The 13,741-nt window shown below is 60.3% G+C and carries 13 protein-coding genes; 8 read left to right on the top strand and 5 right to left on the bottom strand.

Translation table 11 applies throughout. The annotated features are described in order from the left end of the window. Positions 1–464: 464 nt before the first annotated feature. Complete coding sequence (locus ACQ4W6_RS11640) at positions 465–1,361, bottom strand: LysR family transcriptional regulator (RefSeq protein ID WP_436567349.1); 897 nt, start codon at positions 1,359–1,361, stop codon at positions 465–467. 101 nt (positions 1,362–1,462) lie between these two features. Here ACQ4W6_RS11640 and metE point away from each other — a divergent pair, with 101 nt between their 5' ends. Both metE and ACQ4W6_RS11630 read left to right on the top strand, forming a co-directional pair. Next, positions 1,463–3,760 carry a 5-methyltetrahydropteroyltriglutamate--homocysteine S-methyltransferase gene (metE, locus tag ACQ4W6_RS11635; protein WP_436567348.1) on the top strand — a complete coding sequence of 766 codons (2,298 nt, stop codon included), beginning with the start codon at positions 1,463–1,465 and terminating at the stop codon, positions 3,758–3,760. 264 nt (positions 3,761–4,024) lie between these two features. Beyond that, positions 4,025–5,614, top strand: a complete 1,590-nt coding sequence (locus ACQ4W6_RS11630; RefSeq protein WP_436567347.1) for an aspartate:alanine exchanger family transporter — start codon at positions 4,025–4,027, stop codon at positions 5,612–5,614. A 233-nt stretch (positions 5,615–5,847) separates the two neighbouring features. On the opposite strand, the gene ACQ4W6_RS11625 is transcribed toward ACQ4W6_RS11630, so the two are convergent. Beyond that, the gene (locus tag ACQ4W6_RS11625; RefSeq protein WP_436567346.1) at positions 5,848–6,735 is read right to left on the bottom strand and encodes a LysR family transcriptional regulator; all 888 of its coding nucleotides are present in this window, start codon (positions 6,733–6,735) and stop codon (positions 5,848–5,850) included. A gap of 89 nt (positions 6,736–6,824) precedes the next feature. On the opposite strand from ACQ4W6_RS11625, the gene ACQ4W6_RS11620 reads away from it, so the two are divergent. From ACQ4W6_RS11620 to ACQ4W6_RS11595, 6 genes are all read left to right on the top strand, one after another. After that, positions 6,825–8,072, top strand: coding sequence for a YbfB/YjiJ family MFS transporter (locus tag ACQ4W6_RS11620; protein WP_436567345.1), 1,248 nt, complete (start codon positions 6,825–6,827; stop codon positions 8,070–8,072). Between the two features lie 9 nt (positions 8,073–8,081). Then, a complete protein-coding gene (locus tag ACQ4W6_RS11615) occupies positions 8,082–8,699 on the top strand; it encodes a carboxymuconolactone decarboxylase family protein (protein ID WP_436567344.1) in 618 nt (205 codons plus the stop codon). 241 nt (positions 8,700–8,940) lie between these two features. Continuing rightward, the gene (locus ACQ4W6_RS11610) at positions 8,941–10,131 is read left to right on the top strand and encodes an acyl-CoA dehydrogenase family protein (protein WP_436567343.1); all 1,191 of its coding nucleotides are present in this window, start codon (positions 8,941–8,943) and stop codon (positions 10,129–10,131) included. A gap of 17 nt (positions 10,132–10,148) precedes the next feature. Continuing rightward, positions 10,149–11,303, top strand: a complete 1,155-nt coding sequence (locus tag ACQ4W6_RS11605; protein ID WP_436567342.1) for an acyl-CoA dehydrogenase family protein — start codon at positions 10,149–10,151, stop codon at positions 11,301–11,303. Further along, the gene (locus tag ACQ4W6_RS11600; RefSeq protein WP_436567341.1) at positions 11,300–11,800 is read left to right on the top strand and encodes a MaoC family dehydratase; all 501 of its coding nucleotides are present in this window, start codon (positions 11,300–11,302) and stop codon (positions 11,798–11,800) included. Before ACQ4W6_RS11605 ends, ACQ4W6_RS11600 begins: the two co-directional genes overlap by 4 nt. Further along, positions 11,793–12,248: a MaoC family dehydratase gene (locus tag ACQ4W6_RS11595; RefSeq protein WP_436567340.1), complete on the top strand. Its 456-nt coding sequence runs from the start codon at positions 11,793–11,795 to the stop codon at positions 12,246–12,248. The genes ACQ4W6_RS11600 and ACQ4W6_RS11595 overlap by 8 nt, the downstream gene beginning before the upstream one ends. On the opposite strand, the gene ACQ4W6_RS11590 is transcribed toward ACQ4W6_RS11595, so the two are convergent. From ACQ4W6_RS11590 to ACQ4W6_RS11580, 3 genes are all read right to left on the bottom strand, one after another. Continuing rightward, positions 12,249–12,389 carry a hypothetical protein gene (locus ACQ4W6_RS11590; RefSeq protein ID WP_436567339.1) on the bottom strand — a complete coding sequence of 47 codons (141 nt, stop codon included), beginning with the start codon at positions 12,387–12,389 and terminating at the stop codon, positions 12,249–12,251. It lies immediately after the preceding gene. Between the two features lie 214 nt (positions 12,390–12,603). Continuing rightward, positions 12,604–12,969 carry a NirD/YgiW/YdeI family stress tolerance protein gene (locus tag ACQ4W6_RS11585; protein WP_436567338.1) on the bottom strand — a complete coding sequence of 122 codons (366 nt, stop codon included), beginning with the start codon at positions 12,967–12,969 and terminating at the stop codon, positions 12,604–12,606. Positions 12,970–13,089: 120 nt separating this feature from the next. Continuing rightward, entirely contained in the window at positions 13,090–13,662 is a 573-nt protein-coding gene (locus tag ACQ4W6_RS11580) for a prepilin-type N-terminal cleavage/methylation domain-containing protein (protein ID WP_436567337.1), read from the bottom strand. Between the last annotated feature and the right edge of the window lie 79 nt (positions 13,663–13,741).

Below are 13,741 nucleotides of genomic sequence, written 5' to 3'. Positions count from 1 at the left end.
CCCAGCTCCATGCTGAATGAAACAACTGTAAACCTCGCTTCCGCACCGGACCGGTTTCAGGTGATAAACCGGCCAAGATAGTTGTCGTCTACCGGCCAAGATAATTGTCGCTCACCACATCGGCTTGCCTGCGCCGCTGCGCATGATGTTGAAGGAAGAACAGAAGTATTATCTGCGCATGCATCGGCAGCGCTTTGCATTTTGTTCGACGTCGCCCGTTTAAGCAGTGACCGCTGCGCGGTACCATATTCGCAGATGCTTTGACTGAGCGTCGCCGGCGCAGGCGCTTTTTACGCCTTTTCTCTCAGATATAGATAATTCCTATCTCCATCATCACAACATACAATTGGATTGATATGCTGCAACGCGGCATCATGGTCTTGTCTCCTCTATCTCCTCCAAGGAAATAGATTCAGCCCGCTCCCGTAGCGGGCTTTTTTTTGCCCTGCCCTGCCGTACTGTGATCACAAGGGATAGCGGTCCGCCTGACGGGCCATTTCAATAAATGATTGCTGGTAGTCAATGCCGCGGTCTGTCTCGCGCACGCCCAGGTAGATGTGTTTCTGGATGCCGTCCGTGCCCAGGCGCAAGGTGCGCAGCTGCAAGTGCGGCGCGTAATCAGTCACCAGCCATTTCGGCAGGGCCGTGACGCCGCGCCCGCTGGCCACCATTTGCAGCATGATGTCCGTCGTCTCGATGGTCTTGTGCTTGCGTGGCAGGCAGCGCGCCGGCAGCAGGAATTGATTATAAATATCCAGGCGCTCGACGGGCACGGGATAGGTGATCAGCGTTTCCTCGGCCAGTTGCTCCGCCGTAATGGCTTCCTGTCCCGCCAGCCGGTGCTGGCTGTTGACCACCAGCACTTGCTCGTAGGCAAATACCGGCTCGAAATGCAGGGCCGGGCGCGGCAGCGGGTCGGGCGTGACCAGCATGTCGATCTCGTAATTGATCAGGGCGCCGATGCCGCCAAACTGGAATTTTTGCTTCACGTCCACATCCACGTCGGGCCAGCGCCCAAGATAGCCAGAGACGATGCGCAGCAGCCACTGGTAGCAAGGGTGGCACTCCATGCCGATGCGCAGCACGCCGCGCTGACCATCGCGGTACTGCTCCAGTACGCTTTCTGCATTTTCCAGCTGGGGCAGCACGCGGTTCGCCACCGACAGCAGAAATTGCCCCGCTTGCGTCAGCCGCAGCCTGCGCCCCTCGCGCAGCCACACGGCCGTGCCCATTTGCTGCTCCAGCTTCTTGACTGTATGGCTGAGCGCGGGTTGCGTCAGGAACAGGGCTTCGGCGGCCGCCGTCAGCGAGCCCAGGCGGTCGACTTCGCGCAATACGGCCAGGTGGATACGTTCGAGCATGAGTTCACATGAATATTAATAATGGATACATCAAATTTTACCATTATTTTTTATGGGTGGAAGTCACTATGATGTGGCCATACTTAACAAGGAGGCAGCGTATGACCATCACTACACACAATCTGGGCTACCCGCGCATCGGCGCCAAACGCGAACTGAAATTCGCCCTGGAAGAGTACTGGAAGGGCAACAGCCCGCTGGCAGCGCTGGAAGGCCACGGCGCCGAATTGCGCCAGCGCCACTGGCAAGACCAGGCCGCGCTGGACCTGGTGCCCGTCGGAGACTTTTCCTTCTACGACCAGGTGCTGGACCTGAGTTTTACGCTGGGCAACCTGCCGCAGCGCGTGCGCGGCCTGGGTGGCGCGGCGCTGGACAATTATTTCCGCGTCGCCCGTGGCCGCTCGGCCAGCGACAGCGATTGCAGCTGCGTCCACGCCGGCGAAATGACCAAGTGGTTCGACACCAACTATCACTATATCGTGCCGGAATTTGCGGCCGACACGCAATTCAAGCTCGACAGCTCGCGTCTGTTGCAGCAACTGGCGCAAGCGCGCCAGTTGGGCGTGAAAGCCAAGCCCGTGCTGATCGGCCCTGTCACTTACTTGTGGTTGGGCAAGGCCAAGGACGATTCCGACAAGCTGGCGCTGCTGCAAGGCTTGCTGCCCGTCTACGTGCAACTGCTGCAGGAACTGGCCGACCAGGGCGTGGAGTGGGTGCAGATCGACGAGCCGATCCTGGTGACCGAACTCGACAGCGCCTGGCAGCAAGCGCTGGTCACCGCCTACGCTGCCTTGAGTAAAGTCAATAAACTCAATAACGTCAAATTGCTGCTGGCCACGTATTTCGGCAAGCTGCAAGGCAACCTGGCGCTGGCCTGCAAGCTGCCCGTGCAAGGCTTGCATCTCGATGCGGTCAATGCCCGCGATGAAGTGGGGCAAGTCATTGCGCAATTGCCAGCGGCCAGCGTGCTGTCCCTGGGCGTGGTGAACGGCCGCAATATCTGGAAGACGGACCTGACGGCAGTGCTGGAGTGGCTCGAACCCGTACACGCGAGCCTGCAATCGCGGCTGTGGATTGCGCCGTCGTGTTCCTTGCTGCACGTGCCCGTCGACTTGAACAGCGAGCAAAAACTGGACGCCGATATCAAGTCCTGGCTGGCTTTTGCGCGTCAGAAACTGGATGAAGTGCAAACTATCGCTGGCGCGCTGAACCAGGGCCGCGCCTCCGTGCAAGCGGCGCTGGACGCCAATCACGCCGCCGTCGAGGCGCGCCGCCAGTCGCCGCGCGTGCATAATCCCGACGTGAAAGCGGCCGTGGCCCGCATCGACGCCAGCCTGGGCCAGCGCGCCAGCGGCTATGCCGAGCGTGCCGCCAAGCAAGCTGCGCTGCTCAAGCTGCCGCTGTATCCGACGACGACCATCGGCTCGTTCCCGCAAACGGTGGAAATCCGCCAGGCGCGCAGCCAGTTCCGCAGCGGCCAGCTGGACGCAGCGCGCTATAAAAAGCTGATGCAGGCGGAAATCGCCCATTGCGTGAAGGAACAGGAAACGCTGGGCCTGGACGTGTTCGTGCACGGCGAAGCGGAACGCAATGACATGGTGGAATATTTCGGCGAACAGCTCGATGGCTACGCCTTCAGCCAGTTTGGCTGGGTGCAATCGTACGGTTCGCGCTGCGTCAAGCCGCCCATTTTGTTCGGCGACATCAGCCGCCCGCGCGCCATGACGGTCGAGTGGAGCACCTATGCCCAGTCGCTGACGGACAAGCCGATGAAAGGCATGCTGACGGGCCCCGTCACCATCCTGAACTGGTCGTTCGTGCGCGACGACCAGCCACGCTCCGTGTCGTGCTACCAGCTGGCGCTGGCCATCCGCGCCGAAGTGCAGGACCTGGAACAGGCCGGCATCCGCGTGATCCAGATCGACGAAGCGGCGCTGCGCGAAGGCTTGCCGCTGCGCAAGTCGCAATGGGCCGACTACCTGCGCTGGGCCGTGGAATCGTTCCGTATCACGGCCAATGGCGTGGCCGACGAGACGCAAATCCACACGCACATGTGCTATTCGGAGTTCAACGACATCATCGCGCAGATCGCCGACATGGATGCTGACGTCATTACGATCGAAACCTCGCGTTCCGACATGGAATTGCTGGACGCCTTCGACGACTTCAAATATCCGAACGAAATCGGCCCTGGCGTCTACGATATCCATTCGCCCAACATTCCTGGCCAGGAACAAATGGTGAAACTGATGCGCAAGGCGGCCGAGCGCATTCCCGCGCAGCGCCTGTGGGTCAACCCCGATTGCGGCTTGAAGACGCGTGGCTGGAAAGAAGTGATTCCTGCGCTGGCCAACATGGTGGCGGCGGCCAAAACCCTGCGCGGCGAGACGCTGGCATAAGGTCAGGCAGGGGCAGGGGAGGCAGATATAGATGAAACATATTTCTATCATCACAACATACAATTAGATTGTTATGCTGCGATGCGGCATCATGCATCTGTCTCCTCTACTTCCTCACAGGAATTAGATTCAGCCCGCTCCCGTAGCGGGCTTTTTTTTGCTCGGTTTTTAGCATGCCATACCCCGCACGCTTGCTTGTCATCCAGGCATCGTCTTGCTTTTGTGCATGCTAAACTGGGCCTTCTCCCGAATGAGGTTGCCCTGATGATTGAACTGTTTCGCCATACCCTGGAGTCCTCGCCGATCCTGGCCCTGTTCCTCGTCATCGGCGCCGGTTATGCCGTGGGACGCATCAGCGTGTTCGGTTTTTCGCTGGGCGTGGGCGGCGTGCTGTTCGCCGGGCTGGCGCTGGGGGCGTTTGCCCCTGGCTCCGTGCCGCCGCCGATGGTCGGTTCCATCGGTTTGCTGCTATTCCTGTATGGCATCGGCGTGCAGTACGGCGTGCAGTTTTTCGCCGGCTTGCGCGGTGCGGGGCAGAAACACAATCTGATCGCCTTCGTCGCCGTCATGGGCGGCCTGGCTGTGTCTGTCTGGGGCGGGCAGTGGATCGACATTTCCCTGCGCATGGCCAGCGGCGTGTTTGCCGGCGCCATGACCAGCACGGCGGCCTTGCAGGCGGCGCTGGAAGCATCGCACGGCAATGGCGACGCGGCCGTCGGCTACGCCGTGGCGTATCCGTTTGGCGTGGTGGGCCCCATGCTGGGCCTGTACCTGGCTGGGCGCATACTAAAACCCGTGCTGACGCCGCCGCCCGCACCCATCATTGTTTCTGAAATTACCATCGATACAGCGAAACTGGCGGGCGCCGCCCTGTCGGAACTGGCCAACGGCCCGCTGGCGGGCGTGCAAGTGATCGGCGTGCGCCAGGGCCACCAGAACCGCTTGCCCGATCCCTCCATGGTGATCGGCGTGGGCGATGCCTTGATGGTGTCGGGCACGCTCGAAGGCGTGGAAGCGGCGCGCACGGCGCTGGGTCACCTGGACCCGGGCCGTTTGATGAAGGACCGCAGCGATTTCGACGGCAACGAAGTATTCGTGTCGGACGCGGAAATCGTCGGCGTGCCGCTGGGCGAACTGAACCTGTCGAAAGACTTCCCCCTGCAAATCGCGTTTATTCGCCGTGGCGACGCCATGATCTTGCCCCACCCATATTTGACGCTGGAGTTTGGCGACCGGGTGATGGCCATTGCACCGGCGAAACACACGGCCGATGTGCGCAAGCTGTTCGGCAATTCCATCACGGCCACGGCCGAGTTCAGCTATGTCTCGCTGGGCATGGGCATGGTGCTGGGCGTGCTGCTGGGCCTGGTACCGATACCCTTGCCGTGGATCGGCTCGTTCAGCCTGGGCCTGGCCGGCGGCCCGCTGGTGATGGCGCTGATCCTGGGCCGTCTGGGCCGCATCGGCAAGGTCAGCTGGCGCTTGCCGCTGTCGGCCAACCTGGTCATGCGCAACTATGGCTTGACGATTTTCCTCGCTTCCGTCGGCATGGCGTCCGGCTTGCCGTTCGTGCAGCAAGTGGGCGCCGATGGCTTGCCCATGCTGGCGCTGGGCGCGGTCACGGTGCTGGTGGTGGTGGCGCTGGTGGTGATTTTGGGCAAGGTTTTCCTGCGCCTGCCGTTTCCCGAGTTGCTGGGTATCGCTGCCGGTGCCACAGGCAACCCGGCCGTGCTGGTGTTCGCCAACCGCTTGGCCAAGTCTGATCGGCCCAATTTGGGCTACGCCATGATTTTCCCCAGCATGACCATCGTCAAGATTGTCGCCGTGCAAGTGCTGTTGCACTTGTATGACTGATTTCGGCCCGGAGCGGCCATTCGCCGGACAACGGCTCAAGCCGCGAGAGCGGATGTGTAATCTTGCATTATAGACATAAACGTCTTCAACATGTTGACGACGACGGCGAGCAACCGGCCATTACCGGAAGTTTGCAAATCGGTTTGGAGCGATCATAAATCGTCTGCCGTACATTAAGTATCAGACTCGGGTTAAGAACAGCAACCTTCCGCCGTTTGGCCAAAGCGTACACCCTAAGACAAGCTAACGGTGTGGAGCGCTTCAACTTTCATGTCGGGCATGTCTTGGACGTTCAACATATTGATCAGGCCTTCCAAGGCGAGAGATCGCTGGCCCCGCCATACAAGATGGGTTCGATTCGTAGAAATCCGTGTGGGCAGAGGGTGCTGATTCACTTTTCCTGCCGCCTGTAGGCCTAACAAAACAGACTTGGGTACAATCGCAAAGCCGGTCCCGGCGGCCACACAGGCAATCATGCCTTGGTATGATGCAAATTCAAGAGCGCGTTCCGGCATCACATTGTCACTACCCAGCCAGTCTTCGAGGCGCTTTCGATAAGAACAGCCATGGGCGAAGGCGATCATCGTACTGCCCCCAAGATCCCTGGCTGTGTGAACCGCTCCGATTTCCTTGGGGGTAATCAGGACCAACTCCTCACGGAAGACAGGTACCGACTCAAGTTCTGATGCGGTAAATGGCTCGGACACGAAAGCGGCCTCAATCTCGAAATTCGTAACCCGTTTGATGAGAGCGCCCGTAGTCCCGGTGACGAGTTCCACGATCACACTGGGATTTTCGGCGTGGTATCGGGAAAGAATCGGCGCCAAGCGACTTCCCGCCGTGCTTTCCAGAGAGCCGAGGCGGAACGTTCCCTGAGGTTTACCAGTGCGCAACTCATTGACCGCTTCGTCAGCCAGACGCAGCAGCCGCACCGAATAGTTCAAGAGTATCTGGCCTTCCGCCGAAAGAGCAAGCGTACGCCCCTTTCGGCGGAATAAGCGTACGTCGAGGTATTCCTCCAGTTGTCGGATACGAGTCGTTACATTCGACGGCACACGGTGCAGTTTTTCCGCTGCCCGAACCACGCCCCCTTCCTCCACGACAGCTCGGAAGATGGCCAAGGATTCCAAATTGATAGTTCTCATAATGAGAAGTATAGTCCAATTTTATTCATTATTAAGAAACGGAAAACTGGGCTTTAATGACGCCCATGACAACTCCAATACTTTCGACGTCCATGACCACTCCAGAACTTTCGCCCGGCGCCAGTTCCGGGCGCGTTGCCGTGACAGTTTGTACGGCTGCAATGATCTCCCTGGCCATTGCCATGGGAGTGGGACGTTTTGCCTTCACCCCACTTTTTCCATTGATGGTACGGGACGGTCTGCTTAACAGCGAAGCTGGTGCACTGCTCGCGGCTAGCAATTACCTCGGCTATCTCGTGGGAGCATTGGTGGCTTCCCGAATAAGGGTGAAGTCCGCAACTCTTCTCGCGTTAGGACTGATCAGCACCGTGGTAGTCACAGCGGCCGTCGGCTGGACTTCATCCGTTCCGAATTGGGCAATCCTTCGGTTCGCAGCGGGAGTGATGAGCGCCTGGACCCTGGTTGCCACCAGCGCGTGGGGACTGGGGTGGCTAGCATCTTTCGGTCGTCCGCATCTGGCGGGGGTTATGTTCGCGGGGGTCGGGCTGGGCATTGCGGCAGCGGGCATGTTCTGCCTCGTTGTCGCCGGGACGGAAGTGACGTCGCTCAAGATGTGGGTTAAATTAGCTTTCCTTGCGTCAATAGTGGCATTATTTCCGTTGGCGGTAAGCCGGAGATTGCCCGTCCATATTGTCGGCACAGGAACATCAGTTCCACATAGTTCCTCGCGTAATCCGCCTGCCAAAACCGGCGGCCTGATCGTCTGCTACTCCCTGTTCGGATTTGGGTACATTCTGCCGGCCACCTATCTGCCGACGCTAGCTCGGGGGTTGGTGGATGACCCCCAGGTGTTCGGCTGGGCTTGGCCCTTGTTTGGGATGGCTGCGGCGTTATCCACCGTTTTTGTTTCCTGGAGGCTGCAAAGGACCAATCAGCTGAGCGTGTGGGCAGCGTCTCACTTCTTGATGGCAATCGGAGTGTTGCTGCCTAGCATTTGGGCCTCGCTCATCAGTGTTGCGATAGCGGCATTGCTGGTGGGCGGTACTTTCATGGTGATCACTATGCTTGCCATGCAGGAAGCCCGAGCTCGTGCCGAAGGTGATGCCACTGTGGTTTTGGGGCAGATGACTGCGGGGTTCGCATTCGGCCAACTGATGGGTCCTGTCGCGTCCGCTGCCATCGGCCGTTTCACCACAGATTACTCCACTGCCTTGAACTATGCGTTGGAGCTGTCGGCGGCAGGCTTGCTTTTGAGTGCTTTCTACCTGTGGCGAGAGGTACGTCGCCACAATTTTCGTCACAATTTTCATTAAGGAACATCGATGTACACATTTCCAGACCTCATAGGCACCCCGCAGGGTTTTGGCCGCTCAAAATCGGAGCGATTGTCCATTCCCGAGGCCGATGCTATGAGCGAAGCGCAACGGGCCGCGGCGGACGCCATCATCAACGGCCCGCGCAAGGCACTCTTCGGTCCCTTCGTCCCGTTGCTACAGGCACCCGTACTCATGGAACGGATCGGGAAGATCGGTGAAACCCTACGATTTGACGGGACGCTGCCGGACAGAATCCGCGAACTCACCATCTGTGTCGTTGCAAGGGAAACGGGTAACCAGTTTGAATGGCAGACCCATGCGCCTTTGGCCACGAAGGCGGGTGTGACTTTGGAGGCAATCAATTCGCTGGCAGCTGGACGGCGTCCGCGAGGTCTTCCCGCTGACGAAGAGTGCGCAGTCGATTTTGTGAGTGAGCTAATATTAAGACATGGCGTCAGTGATGAAACCTATGCCGTGGCAACCTCCAGTTTCGGGGAACCGGGGACGGTGGAACTGACGGCGCTCGTCGGCTACTTCGCCATGGTGTGCTGGATCATGAATGTCGCACGTACTCCTGGCCCGAGTGGCTCAACTACTCCTGGCCTCACCTCCTTTCCAGGGTAGCCACAGGAATCATTCAAAGGGCTTTGATGACCGGCCGCTTTGGGGCGTAACCTGCCAACGGCAGCAGCCGGTTAATTCCTGCCAGTTCGGGTCAATTCCCCCGTGCCGCGCCAGCCTGTGTAAAAGGCCTGGCGCCGCTCCCATTCTGTTGTACAATCCTTGAGAACGGTCGTGCTTTTTTGTGCGCTGAGCTTCCTTGCGTGCAGTCATTACGACATATCATAAGAACAAGGAGACAGACATGGATCTACATTACACGGCCGAGGAGAACGCCTTCCGCGACTGCGTGCGCGCTTTCCTGGACAGCCATCTGCCGGCCGACTTGCAGCGCAAGGTGCGCCAGCATCTGCGACTGTCCAAGGACGATTATGTGCGCTGGCACAAGATCGTTGCGCAACAAGGCTGGGCCGCGCCGGCCTGGCCCGTCGAACATGGCGGCACGGGTTGGACGGCCGTGCAGCGCCACATCTGGGAAGACGAGTGCGCGCGCGCCGCCACGCCGCCGATATTGCCCTTCGGCATCAACATGGTGGCGCCCGTCATCATGGCCTTCGCCAATGCCGAACAAAAAGCATACTATCTGCCGCGCATCCTGAACTGCGACGACTGGTGGTGCCAGGGCTATTCGGAGCCGGGCGCCGGTTCCGACCTCGCTTCCCTGAAAACCACGGCCGAGCGCGACGGCGAGCACTACATCGTCAATGGCCAGAAAACCTGGACCACCCTGGGCCAGCATGCCGACATGATTTTTTGCCTGGTGCGCACGGATAGCACCGTGCGCAAGCAGGAAGGCATCAGTTTCTTGCTGATCGACATGAAAACGCCGGGCATCACCGTGCGCCCCATCATCATGCTCGACGAAGAGCATGAAGTAAATGAAGTCTTCTTCGACAATGTGCGCGTGCCCGTCAGCAACCTGGTGGGCCAGGAAAACAAGGGCTGGACCTACGCCAAGTATCTGCTGGGCCACGAGCGCACGGGCATCGCCGCTGTGGGCCGCTCCCGGCGCGAATTGACTTTCCTCAAGCAACTGGCCATGCAGCAAACCAAGCGCGGCGCGCCGCTCTTGCACGACGCCGCCTTTGCGGCCAAGGTGGCCAGCCTGGAAATCGAATTGATGGCGCTGGAAATGACGGTCTTGCGCGTCATCAGTGAAGAGGGCAAGGGGCCTGGGCCGCAGGCATCGATGCTGAAGGTGCGCGGCTCGGAAATCCAGCAGCAGCTGACGGAACTGATGGTGGAAGCCATCGGCCCGCAAGCCTTGCCGTTCGATCCCGCCTACCTCGACGGCAGCGCGCAGCACAGCGCTGGCGGCGACGACCTGGCTGCACCGCTGGCCGCGTATTACTTCAATTACCGCAAGACATCGATCTATGGCGGCTCGAATGAAATCCAGAAAAACATCATCACGCAGATGATCCTGGGCCTGTAAGGCAAGAGGGAGACAAGATGGACTTCAATTTTAATCAGGAACAGCAGCAATTTGCCGATGCGCTGGGGCGCTGGGTCGACAAGGATTACCGCTTCGAGACGCGGCAAAAGATCATTCATTCGGCCACGGGCACCTCTGACGCGGCCTGGGCCACCCTGGCCGAGCTGGGCATGACGGCCTTGCCGCTGCCAGCCAGCGCGGGCGGCTTCGATGGCACGGCCGTCGACATGCTGCTGGTGATGCAGGAACTGGGACGGGGACTGGTGGTCGAACCGTATCTGGCCACCATGCTGGGCGCGCGCTTCCTGACGCTGGCGGGCGGCCACGATGGCGTGCTGGAACAGGTAGCGGGCGGCAGCCTGAAGCTGGCCTGCGCACTGGGCGAACGGCAGTCGCGCCACGACTTGCACGATATCGCCACCACGGCAACGGGTAGCGGAGATGGTTTCGTGCTCGACGGCATCAAAAGCGTCGTCATCCATGGCGCGCAGGCGGGCGCCTTGATCGTCTCGGCGCGCAGCAGCGGTAATCAGGCCAATCAGGATGACACCGATGGCATCTCGCTATTCCTCGTGCCCGTGGATACGCCCGGCGTCACGCTGCGCGATTACCGCACCATCGACGGCCAGCGCGCCGCCACGGTGACCCTGGTGCAAGTGGTGCTGGGACATGACGCCCTGGTCGGCCAGGCGGGGCAGGGCTGGCCCGTGCTGGACGCCGCTGCCGACTACGGCGCCGCCCTGCTGTGCGCGGAAGCCGTGGGCGCCATGGATGCCATCTTTGCCGCCACCCTGGAATACCTGAAGACGCGCCAGCAGTTCGGCGCGCCCATCGGCAAGTTCCAGGCCCTGCAGCACCGCATGGCCGACATGTTCATCCACCTGGAGCAAGCGCGCTCGATGGCCATGCTGGCCGCCGCCAAGGTCGACAGCGAGGATGTGTTTGAGCGCCGCCGCACCGTCTCGGCCGCCAAGGCGCGGGTGGGACAGGCTGCCACCTTTGTCGGCCAGCAAGCCGTGCAATTGCATGGCGGCATGGGCGTGACGGATGAATTGCCCGCCGCCCACCATTTCAAGCGCCTGTCCATGATCGCCCTGACCCTGGGCGACGTGGAACACCATATCGAGCGCTTTATCGCCCAACCGGGCTTTTTTCCGACGGAGACCGCATGACCGCAGAATTGACGCAGATCGTGCCGAGCACACCCAAACACTGGTATTTCGAAGACTTTGCGCAAGGCCAGGAAATCGCGCTGGGCCAGCGCCATGTGACGGAGGCGGAAATCATCGCCTTCGCCACTGACTTTGACCCGCAGCCCTTCCATATCGACCATGCAGCCGCCGAGCAAACCATCTTCAAGGGCGTCATCGCCAGCGGCTGGCACACCTGCAGCATGATGATGCGCCTGGTGGTGGACAATCTGCTCAGGCATTCGTCCAGCATGGGCTCGCCCGGCCTGGACAGCATCCGCTGGATCAAGCCCGTGCGCGCGGGCGACACCTTGACGCTGACCTACCAGGTCAAGGAAGTGCGCGCTTCGAGTTCGAAACCGGACCGTGGCATCGTCATTTCCGTCTGGAGCGTGCGCAACCAGCATGGGGAAGTGGTCACCACAGTGGAAGGCATGGGCATGTTCGGCCGCCGACCCCAGGAGCCAGGCCATGCGTGACATCGCCGGCATTGCTGGCTTTCAACAACTGGCGGGCCAGCACGTGGCCATCTCCGACTGGCTGACCATCACCCAGCAGCGCATCGACACCTTCGCCGACGCCACCGACGACCATCAGTGGATCCATGTGGACGCCGAACGCTGCGCGCGCGAGTCGCCATATGGCGGCACCGTGGCGCACGGCTTCCTGACCTTGTCCTTGCTGCCGGCCATGTTAGCTGGGGCATTGAACATGGCTGGCATCCGCATGGCCATCAATTACGGCTTGAACAAGGTGCGCTTTCCCTCGCCCGTGCCCGTGGGCAGCCGCCTGCGCGCGCGGCTCGACATCCTGTCCGTCGATGACTTGCCGGAAGGCGCGCAAGTGAACTGGGCCGTGACCATGGAGAGGGAAGGCGACACCAAACCCGTGTGCGTGGCGGAGTTTTTGATGCGCTGTTATCCGTAGCTAATACGTCTCACTCACGTCGACATGGTCGCGTTCGCGCGTGTAGCTTTGCGCCAACAGCAGCAACACCAGCACGCTCGGGATGGCACAGGCGAGTACCAGCCATGAAATTCTTGAGCGTATCGAAGGCAAAGCTTGCACCCGGAAGGCTCCAAGAATGGATGTATCGACAGACACGCTCACGCTGCCGGAGGTTGAATGAAAAGATGCCAGACGAAATTGATTGTTCTGACAAGCCTGGTTTTTCCAGCGGAAGAAAGGTGGCGCGAGGCACACAGACAGGGCGCCGCGCTGCGCGGATGGCCGGTGGCCTGTGTGCTCATCGCGCCGGGGTGCGGCGGGAGGGCAGGGCCGCTTACGGGACGATGGTCAGCACGCCGACATCGATTTCCGGGCTTTCCATGAAGTCTTTTTCCACTTCGCCGCGGATTTCCACCTGCGTCTTGGCATCGATCTTGCGATTCATGAAGATCTTGTCGTCGATTTCCACGCGGATTTCCGCTGTGCCGTCGGAAAACGTGTATTTTTCGTTGCCCACCTTGCGCAGCAGATAGCCGCGCAGCACGACGGCCTGGTCGTCGATGGGGTTTTTCAGGATGGCGGCCACGCTCTTGGGCGCGTCGGGTCCAGCCGATGGGCCCATATATTGCGCTTGCGCGCTGCCGGCCAGCAAGGCGGCGGCTGCGGCCAGGGAGAGGAGGAATGTGCGCTGCAGTGACATAGTGTTCCTTTCAGTAATGAGCGACGGTGCGGCACATGCGGCGGGGAAACATTGCGCAAGCGCACGCTCGCGGCATGATAGTGAGCCTCGGGAAATGGGCGATTACCAATGATGGCCTTGTCAGAAAAACACGGCTGTACGGGCAATAATAGCACCGGTATTGCCATATGGCACGTTCGCTCGGACACTGCCCGTGCTGGCCACGCCATCGTCGAGTTTGCTGTCGATCTGCTCCGCGTAGCCTTCCGGCAAGTTGTCGAAACGGATGCCGTTGCCGGCCCGTCCGCCCACTTCGTCGTTGTACAGGTAGACGGCGCCGCCCTGGGCGCTGGTCATGAATTGCGAGGTGCCATTGTAGGAACCGGTGATGAAGCCGCCCAGCGCCAGGTGCTGCGGCGCGAGCGTGAATTCACGCGGCTGGCCGTCGCCGATCTGGCCATCGCCATTGCCGTTGCCGGCCGAACCGGGCACGTGCACGGTGGCCTGGATATCGTCGCCGGGCAGGGCGCGAAATTTATCCTGGTAGGCGTTGACGGCGGCCGTCAGCGAATTCGATTGCTGGATGATGTTTTTCACCTTGGCGCTGTCGATCAAGCCTTGCCCTTTCAGCACGCCGCCCAGCAGCAAGCCGATGATGACCAGGACGATGGCGATTTCAACGAGCGTAAAGCCTTGCTGGCGGCGTGGGGACATGGAAATTCCTTATGAAAAGCGTGGGCTTGCGGGGTCCCGTCATGGGCAGTTTACTGCAAATTTTATCGAGCGCAGATGG

Source organism: Janthinobacterium woesei (assembly GCF_051380875.1).
Taxonomy (GTDB): domain Bacteria; phylum Pseudomonadota; class Gammaproteobacteria; order Burkholderiales; family Burkholderiaceae_D; genus Janthinobacterium.
Note: the sequence above shows the minus strand (reverse complement) of the source record. Positions and strands in the feature narration are given on the sequence as shown.

What these genes read in the sequence shown, in the direction of transcription:
- ACQ4W6_RS11640 (WP_436567349.1), bottom strand. Translation starts at nt 1,361, where the DNA reads ATGCTCGAACGTATCCACCTGGCCGTATTGCGCGAAGTCGACCGCCTG.
- metE (WP_436567348.1), top strand. Translation starts at nt 1,463, where the DNA reads ATGACCATCACTACACACAATCTGGGCTACCCGCGCATCGGCGCCAAA.
- ACQ4W6_RS11630 (WP_436567347.1), top strand. Translation starts at nt 4,025, where the DNA reads ATGATTGAACTGTTTCGCCATACCCTGGAGTCCTCGCCGATCCTGGCC.
- ACQ4W6_RS11620 (WP_436567345.1), top strand. Translation starts at nt 6,825, where the DNA reads ATGACAACTCCAATACTTTCGACGTCCATGACCACTCCAGAACTTTCG.
- ACQ4W6_RS11615 (WP_436567344.1), top strand. Translation starts at nt 8,082, where the DNA reads ATGTACACATTTCCAGACCTCATAGGCACCCCGCAGGGTTTTGGCCGC.
- ACQ4W6_RS11610 (WP_436567343.1), top strand. Translation starts at nt 8,941, where the DNA reads ATGGATCTACATTACACGGCCGAGGAGAACGCCTTCCGCGACTGCGTG.
- ACQ4W6_RS11605 (WP_436567342.1), top strand. Translation starts at nt 10,149, where the DNA reads ATGGACTTCAATTTTAATCAGGAACAGCAGCAATTTGCCGATGCGCTG.
- ACQ4W6_RS11600 (WP_436567341.1), top strand. Translation starts at nt 11,300, where the DNA reads ATGACCGCAGAATTGACGCAGATCGTGCCGAGCACACCCAAACACTGG.
- ACQ4W6_RS11595 (WP_436567340.1), top strand. Translation starts at nt 11,793, where the DNA reads ATGCGTGACATCGCCGGCATTGCTGGCTTTCAACAACTGGCGGGCCAG.
- ACQ4W6_RS11585 (WP_436567338.1), bottom strand. Translation starts at nt 12,969, where the DNA reads ATGTCACTGCAGCGCACATTCCTCCTCTCCCTGGCCGCAGCCGCCGCC.
- ACQ4W6_RS11580 (WP_436567337.1), bottom strand. Translation starts at nt 13,662, where the DNA reads ATGTCCCCACGCCGCCAGCAAGGCTTTACGCTCGTTGAAATCGCCATC.